At 63.9% G+C, this 7,666-nt stretch carries 5 protein-coding genes and 1 pseudogene; 2 read left to right on the forward strand and 4 right to left on the reverse strand.

Annotated elements, in window-relative coordinates:
* Positions 1-50 precede the first annotated feature (50 nt).
* Positions 51-2,621, reverse strand: a complete 2,571-nt coding sequence (locus tag AX703_RS20870; protein ID WP_231735648.1) for an HWE histidine kinase domain-containing protein — start codon at positions 2,619-2,621, stop codon at positions 51-53.
* On the reverse strand, positions 2,618-3,148 hold the full coding sequence (locus tag AX703_RS20875) for a biliverdin-producing heme oxygenase (protein WP_062346924.1): 531 nt from the start codon (positions 3,146-3,148) through the stop codon (positions 2,618-2,620). Before AX703_RS20875 ends, AX703_RS20870 begins: the two co-directional genes overlap by 4 nt.
* A gap of 282 nt (positions 3,149-3,430) precedes the next feature.
* Between AX703_RS20875 and AX703_RS20880 the strand changes: the two genes are divergently transcribed.
* Together AX703_RS20880 and AX703_RS20885 are read left to right on the forward strand one after the other, a co-directional pair.
* Positions 3,431-4,426, forward strand: coding sequence for a sterol desaturase family protein (locus tag AX703_RS20880; RefSeq protein ID WP_062346930.1), 996 nt, complete (start codon positions 3,431-3,433; stop codon positions 4,424-4,426).
* Entirely contained in the window at positions 4,423-5,103 is a 681-nt protein-coding gene (locus AX703_RS20885; RefSeq protein ID WP_062346926.1) for a hypothetical protein, read from the forward strand. The genes AX703_RS20880 and AX703_RS20885 overlap by 4 nt, the downstream gene beginning before the upstream one ends.
* 77 nt (positions 5,104-5,180) lie before the next feature.
* Here the strand turns inward: AX703_RS20885 and AX703_RS20890 are convergent, their stop codons facing one another.
* Together AX703_RS20890 and AX703_RS20895 are read right to left on the reverse strand one after the other, a co-directional pair.
* Complete coding sequence (locus tag AX703_RS20890; RefSeq protein WP_197423794.1) at positions 5,181-6,140, reverse strand: restriction endonuclease; 960 nt, start codon at positions 6,138-6,140, stop codon at positions 5,181-5,183.
* A gap of 169 nt (positions 6,141-6,309) precedes the next feature.
* Positions 6,310-7,543, reverse strand: a pseudogene (locus AX703_RS20895) (RsmB/NOP family class I SAM-dependent RNA methyltransferase).
* Positions 7,544-7,666: the final 123 nt, after the last annotated feature.

Genomic DNA, 7,666 nt, shown 5'->3' on the forward strand with positions numbered 1-7,666 from the left:
TGCTTGAACTCCCCCTCCCCGCCTGCGGGAGGGGGAGTTCAAGCACCTCTTCAGTCCGGCAGCAGCGTCGCCAAAGCTCTTGCGATGTTGCCGATGGTATAGGGCTTCTGCACCACCGGGCGGGCGCGGTGGACGTCCGGGAACTTTGCCTGCTCGCCATATCCGGTTGCGAACATGAAAGGCACTTCGCGTTCATGCAGGACATCGGCAATCGGGAAGCTGGTGCCGATGCCGAGATTGATGTCGAGCAAGGCGATGGTCGGCCGGGCTGCGTCGATCAGATCGAGGGCGGCGTCGACGGAGCCTGCGGTCACGACAGACTCGGCGCCAAGACGGGAGAGGATATCCTCGGCATCGAGCGCGATGATCAGGCTGTCCTCGACCAGCAGGACGCGCTGACCGGTGAGCAGGTTCTGCGGAGGTTCCTCGACGTGGCCGGGGCCTGACTTGGGAAAATGGATCACGCGCGCTGCACCCGAGGCCTCGGCAACGTGGCGCTTGGGAATGCAGAAGTCGGCCTTGAACCCGCTTTCCTGAAAGCGCACCGCAGCCTCGCCGCCGAGATCGTAGGGCACAGAGCGCTGGATGAACGTGGTGCCGAAGCCCTGCCGCTGCGGTTCGCGCACGGGCGGACCGCCAACCTCGCGCCATGCGACCAGAAGGTCACCCTTGGCTGAGAAATTCCAGGCGATCGTGACATGACCATCGGGGACCGAGAGGCTGCCGTACTTGCTGGAATTGGTGACGAGTTCGTGAAGGACCAAGGCCATCGTCGAATAGGCGAGCGGATTGAGCATGACCTGCTCGCCCGAACTGCGGATGCGCCTGCTGTCCACCATGAACGTCGCCGCCTCGGCGTCGATGAGGGATTGCAGTGGCGCCGGGCCCCAGTGGTCCTCGGTGATCTGGTTGTGCGCCCTGGCGAGCGCGTGGATGCGGCCGTCGATCAGCTTGACGAAGCCCGCCAGCGCCGGATCGCTCGCCTGCGACTGGCGGATGAGGCCACGGATCAGGCCGAGGATGTTGCGGACGCGGTGGTTTAGCTCGGCAATCAGCAGTTCCTGCCGGTCGCTTGCCTGCTGGCGTTCGGCGGTGGCCTCGTCCGACAGGCGCAACACGACCTCGATCAGCGTGGCGCGCAGGGTTTCGGCTACGCGCAGTTCCGAGGAGGTGAATGGTCTGGACTTGCCCCGGACCAGTTCCTTCCATTCGGCAAAGCTCTCGCGCGGGGACAGGCGCGGTCCGTTGGGGCCGTACTCGACGGGCTTGTGCGGATCACCTGCCCAGCGGACCGAGCGCACCATCTCCGACCGGAACAGCACGACGTAATCGCGCGGAGAGCGGGAGATGGGGATGGCGAGCAGGCCCGCGACCTTGTCGGAAAAACGATAGGTATCCGGAATCAGCGAGCCGATATGGTCGGTCGCGTAGACCTTGCCGGCGGCAGTGGTGTTCAGCGCGCGGACGATCCTGCGGAAGTCCTCCGTGGGCGGGCACTGGCCGGAGAAGGCATAACCGCCCGAGAGCCAGACGCCCACGCCGTCCGCCGCAATGGCGTGCGTGAGGATGTCGGCCAGCCAGTCGGGATCGCGCAGCAGCGTTTCATCTGAGGCGACAGCCCCGAGCAGCTGGTCGGAGATATCGCGGGCGCGGCGTTCGAACTCCATCGTATCCTGCCGCTCGCGGCTTTCGAGGCGCATGCAGAACATCTGGGCGAACAGCTCTGCCACCGCGCGACGTTCGAAGTTGGGGTTGTTGGCCGAGTAATGGTGGCAGGCGAACAGGCCCCACAGCTTGCCATCGACGATGATGGAGATCGACATCGAGGCATCGACGCCCATGTTCTTGAGATACTCGATGTGGATCGGCGAAACCGAGCGCAACAGCGAGAGCGACATGTCGAGCGGGGCGCCGGTCTCGTCCAGCGCGGGAAGCACCGGCACGGGCGTGGCGTGGACGTCGCCGATCACGCGCAGGACGTTGCGCAAGTAGAGCTGGCGCGCCTGGGCCGGAATATCGCTGGCCGGGTAATGCAGGCCGAGGAACTGGCCGATGCCGGGGCGGCAGGCTTCGGCCACGACTTCGCCCGATCCGTCGGGAGCGAAGCGATAGACCATGACTCGGTCGAACTGGATCAGCGCGCGGATCTGGCGGGCGCCTTCGCGGTAGAACGCGGTCATGTTCTTGCACTGATCGAGCCGCGCAAACATAGAGCGGACCATGCCGGTGACGTCGCCGAGGCTGCCGCGCGAAGGTTCGGCCTCGATGACGATCTGGCCGCCGCTGTAGTGGACGGCGACGTCGAAGTTGCCCTTGCCCGCGACGAGGGGGACATCGAACATGCGTTCGACCGCGTCTTCGTTGCGGAGCATGGTGGTGCGGTTGCGCAGGTCATGCACGGCCTGCGGCAGGAAAACCTCTTCAAGCGAGCGCCCGTAGGTATCGGCAAGCTCCCAGCCGATGAATTCCGGAAGGTTTGCCGAGGCGCGGGCGATCAACCAGTCGGCGGTCAACGCGATGAGGAAGCCGCTGGGCTGAATGGTGCCGATGATGTGGATCGGTTCGCGATCGCAGTTGGTCAGGTCGACCGCGCTGCCAGTGCCCAATGGGTCAGTGCTCAAGGGACGCGAACTCCGGCTTGCGCATGAGCGGCGGCTTCGAAAAGGGCGAACGCCGCGCGGGCAGAGGCAAGGGCTGCCGCCTGGCTTGCGGGAGAGGCGAGTTCGTGATCGATCAGCGCGACCAGCGAGCGCCAGCGCGAGGAGTCCGAGTCCGAAAGGAAGCGGCAGGGCAGATGCGCGGGCACGCGTCGGGCGAGCATCGCTCCGCCGAGGCGCGAGCCTTCGACGACATAGAGAGCCCCCAGCATCTGCGCCGTTGAGCCAAGCTGCGGCGCCTCCAGTGCCCTGGGAGTGCCGAGGCCAAGGTCCGCGAGGTCGGCAAGGACGCGGCTTGCCCGTTGCCGTTGCGGCCAGTCGCAGACGACCTCCTGCACGCCCGCAGCGGTCAGCGCGGCTTCGATCGGGAGCAAGGCCGACGCCTGGGCGAGAAGGAACGCGCGGTAATCGACAGGATCGCCAAGGTCGAACCGGGCAAAGGCGGCGTCGACGCGATCGTGATCCGGGCGGGTGCTTTCGCGAAGGAGCATGCGGGCCGACTGGCCGGAGAATTCAGGAATCGACAACGGCCACCGACCACAAGACTAACGTTAACGACAATGAACGCACCGCGTGGCAAAAGTTTCCTGCGCCGACTTCAAATCCTGTGCAGATCGCCTGATTCCCGGGCTGAGCCGTGAGCAAGCCCCTGAAATCCCGCCACAAAGGGCATACGTCATTCGACGCGTATACCTGCGCGGCGGACTGTCCATAGTGCGATCCGAAGCGGGGCCTTTTTCCCGCCGCATGGCATGCAGATCGAGGGTCGGCAGATGGCAGGTGTTCAGGTTGGCAATCGCATCATCGGCGCGGACGCGCCAGTGACAGTCGGTTGGGAGAACGTGCCCAAGGTTGAAGGCGGGGCATTCAAGCGGGCGTTCTTCACCTGGTTCCAGCCGGTCACCTTCTTCGGCTTCCTGCTGTTCTGGTACTATGCGCCGAACGAGTGGGCCGTAGCATCCACCGGCATTGCCATCGGCATCGGCTTCAAGGTGCTGCTCCTGGCGCTGGAGTGGGTCAACCCGCGGTTCCGATCATGGCAGCTGACGTGGAAGGAGCTGGTGACCGACCTGTTCTATGTCGGCCTTGGCTACACCGTGCTGCGCATCGTCGACCAGTTCATCGGGTCTGATGCGATCATCAGCGCGCTGCAGAGCAACTTCGATTTCGGCAAGGTGGCATGGTTCACCGGGCTGCCGCTGCTGCTGCAGGCGTTCCTGATCTCGTTCGTGTTCGACTTCGGCCAGTACTGGATGCATCGCGGCATGCACAACTGGTATCCGCTGTGGCTGACCCATGCACCGCACCACTTCATCACCCAGCTCAACATCAACAAGGGCGCGGTGGGCAATCCGGTGGAGCTGTTCCTGATCGGCCTTGGCATCGGCGGCTTTTTTGACTTCCTGCCGCGCGCCTTCCTGATCGCGGGGACGTTCGGGCTCGCCGTGAGCACATATCAGCATATCAACGTGCGCTTCAACACACCGCGCTGGTGGCGCTTCCTGTTCAACACCACCGAGCACCACAGCGTCCACCACTCGCTCGATTATGAAGCGACGCGCAGCAACTATGCCGGCACGTGGATCATCATCGACCGCATGTTCGGCACCTGCGTCGATGGCGAGGCCGAGGTGCTGGGCATGGAAGGCGGCCGCCGCATGCACATCCGCGAGGTGATGCACTATCCGTTCAGCGAGGCGTGGAAGACGCTGAAAGCGAAGTTCGGTGGCGGCATTGGTGGCGCGCATACAGCGGTTCCGGCGGAATGAGCGGTCTGGCTGCGACATCGCCCTGGACGCAACCGATGACGCCCGAGAAGCCGCGTTCCGCCAAGCGCCTGATCGACTGGATCTGGACGGTGCGCGATGAAGTGCCGGTGCCCGAGGGGCTCGGCGCGGACGAGGCACTGGCAAGGGTTTCGCCAGCGTTCGCAGCCGATGGCTACAGCGTGCAGCCGCTGGGCGAAGGGCTGGCCTATGCCAACCCCTCCCCCGCCGCGCAGGATACGCTTGCCACGTTCGAGAAGGGCGCGCTGCGGGTGGAAGACACGGCGACGGGCCGCGTCGTGCGCTACCGCCTGACCAGCCGCTTCATGCTGTTCTGCTTCCTGCTGCCGTTCGTGTTCATCGGCTTTGGCCAGCTGACGCTGGCGGTGGGCGCATACCAGAAGGCGCAGGCCGAAGCCAAGGAGAAGGCCGCAGGGGCGAAGAAGGACGACAAGAAGGACGAACCGGTCCTGACCCTGCACCCGATCGACAAGTTCCTCGGCGCACCCGCTCCGGAAAAACCCAAGGACGGCGAAGGCGGCAGCCGCAAGCGCAAGCCTTCGGCAATGGCAGCCTATGTGTTCTCGGGGATCTTCGCGTTTTTGTACCTGGTCGGGCGGTTTCTGGAACCGTGGCTGGTGCGGCGGATGTTTCGGCGGAGGCTGGCGGGGGAGAGCTAGGGGAACTGTTGTCATCAGTGCCGCGCAATGAAGTCGGTTGCGGAGATAGGATTACCCGCAGACCAACGCGGGGCAACTCAGAAGCCAAAGACCCCGCTGTCTTTGACCATTTGCAAATCGTAGTAGGTGACACCACGCAAGAGGAGAACTGGCTGAGGATGGGCCTCTTCCTCCTTCGCAATTTCTCTCCACTCCCGGTCGATCTCCTCGGGGTCCAGAATGCCCACTTCAAAAGCGTTCGTGATGACAACGCCCTTCAATTCGTCCTTGAACCCTGACATCTTACGAATTGGAAGCTGTCCGTAACGAAGTTGGCGGTGGACGAGCATGTTTGCGTAGAGACGCACCGGAATGCGTTGACCGTAGCCGTTATCCACCCAAGGCACGGTGTCGCCGAAAATCGGCAGCTCCCCAGTTTCCCCTTCTTCGGTTGTGATGTCGCCTTTGTTCCATTGGTCAAGGAGTCGTTGGACCGGGTTGCCCAGTTCGTTACCAGCCTCATCAAATGCGACGATCGAAGAGAAAAAATTGCCTGGCATCATGAATGGGGCCGGATACGAGCAACTCACCCCAAACGAGATTGCAACTCCCCTCCAATCAACCATCGCGGGTATATAGGGAACGACCTGCCATTTGTGGGGGTCTGTATCTACTGGACTGTAGAGATCGATTTGAAGATCACTGGCTCGGTTTTTAGCTGCCTCACTAAACCCTCTAGGACAGACTAGAACCCCCTTATGCCCACCTACATCCTTAAGCAACCCGTAAAATTCTTCAACACCTTTGACATCTACTGGATGCTTATAGTCTTTACAGTCTATGACGATCTTAATTTCGTATTGACCAATCCGCTCCTTAACTAGCACGTCAATTTGCCGGTTCACCTTTGATCGGCAGCCCATCATTTTCACATTATGGATGACTTCCGCGTTTGGCGCGAGTTCCTGTTGTATGCGTTGAACCAGTAGTTCAAGTTCCTCAGACGCCTTCACCACACGCCCTCCTCGCGCACATAAATTCTGTTGAGCCTCGCTCATCAACATTATGGTGCATATGTCCGGCGTTCAATGCGATCATTGTGAAAACGCTAGATTACTTGAGGATGCGAGCCTTGTGCAAGTTCCAGTAAGCCTGTCGCTGCAGCTCCTTTTCCGAAGATTTACCAGATGGCCCACTGTAAACTGTATGCGCGAGTATTCCCCGCCCTTACCCCTTCACCCACCTCGCCGCGAAAAAGCCGTCGATGCCGCCTTGTTCTGCCAACATGCCAGGATCGGAGCGGAAGTGGCCGTCGATGGGGGTTAGGCCTTCGGGCAGTTCCACCTCGGTGACCGGTGCGGGGGGCAGCTTGTCGAAGGCCAGCGCCTGCAACTCGCCTTCCTCGCGCTCCAGTGAGCAGACCGCGTAGACCAGGGTGCCACCAGGGGCGAGCCAGGTGGCGGCGCGGTCGAGCATCGCGGATTGCAGGGCGGTGAGTTCGGCGAGATTGGCGTGGCGGTGGAGGACGTCGGGGTGGCGGCGGCAAGTGCCGGTGGCGCTGCAGGGGGCGTCGAGCAGGATGGCGTCGAACGGGTGTTCGGGCTGCCAGTTCAGGGCATCGGCAACGACGACTTGCGCCGTGAGACCGCTGCGCTTGAGGTTTTCGGCGAGGCGTTCGGTGCGGCGGGCGGACTTGTCGAGCGCGGTGACGTCCCACTCGGCGGCGGCGAGTTGCAGGGTCTTGCCGCCCGGCGCGGCGCAAAGGTCAAGCGCGCGGCGGCCCTTCCCTTCGCCCAGCAGGCGCGCGGGCACGCTGGCGGCGAGGTCCTGCACCCACCACGCGCCTTCGCTGAAGCCGTCGAGCGCTTCGATGGCACCGGCGCGGGCGAGGCGGATGTGACCGGGGGCGAGCGACTGGCCGCCAAGGCGTTCGGCCCAGTGCGCGGTCTGTGCCGGATCACGCAAGGTCAGGTCGAGCGGGGGCGGCTCGGCGAGGCCCTGGGCGATGGTGCCGAGGCGCTCGGGCCATGCCACATGCCAGCGGGCGGCGACGGCGGGGGGGAGCGTGGGGGCTTCAGGCAGCTTCGCGCCGCCCTTGGTGACGGCGGAGAACACGCCGTGCGCCAGCCGTCGGGGGCCGCCCACAAGCAGCGGCAACCCGGTGGCGACGATGGCGTGGCCGGGCAGGTTCAGGCGCAGGGCTTGTGCCAGCATCAGGCGCAGGACCGAGCGGGCCTTGGCATCCTCGGGCAGCGGCTGCCTGGTTGCACCATCGATCAGGGCATCGAGATCGGCCATCCAGCGCAAGGCTTCCTGCGCGATGGCGAGGGCAAGCGCGCGGTCGTCGGCGCGTTCCATCGCGCGCAGGATCGGCGGGGTTGAGCACGGCATCGAGCATGCGCAGCGCGGCGCGGCGGGCGGGAACGCCGGGGACTTCATCGGCAGGAGTGGAACGGGCCATATCCCGCAGCCTATCGGCGCTTGTGCCCCAATATGCAATTGCAGTTCGGCGCGCGAAGCCCCATCTGCAGGACCATGGACAAGCCCACCCCCCGTGCGACGCAGCGCCCCGCGGCCTTCACCC

The organism is Novosphingobium sp. CCH12-A3, assembly GCF_001556015.1.
Classification (GTDB): domain Bacteria; phylum Pseudomonadota; class Alphaproteobacteria; order Sphingomonadales; family Sphingomonadaceae; genus Novosphingobium; species Novosphingobium subterraneum.

Coding starts and splice junctions, on each gene's coding strand:
- AX703_RS20875 (WP_062346924.1), bottom strand. CDS start 3,148: ATGCTCCTTCGCGAAAGCACCCGCCCGGATCACGATCGCGTCGACGCC.
- AX703_RS20880 (WP_062346930.1), top strand. CDS start 3,431: ATGGCAGGTGTTCAGGTTGGCAATCGCATCATCGGCGCGGACGCGCCA.
- AX703_RS20885 (WP_062346926.1), top strand. CDS start 4,423: ATGAGCGGTCTGGCTGCGACATCGCCCTGGACGCAACCGATGACGCCC.
- AX703_RS20890 (WP_197423794.1), bottom strand. CDS start 6,140: ATGAGCGAGGCTCAACAGAATTTATGTGCGCGAGGAGGGCGTGTGGTG.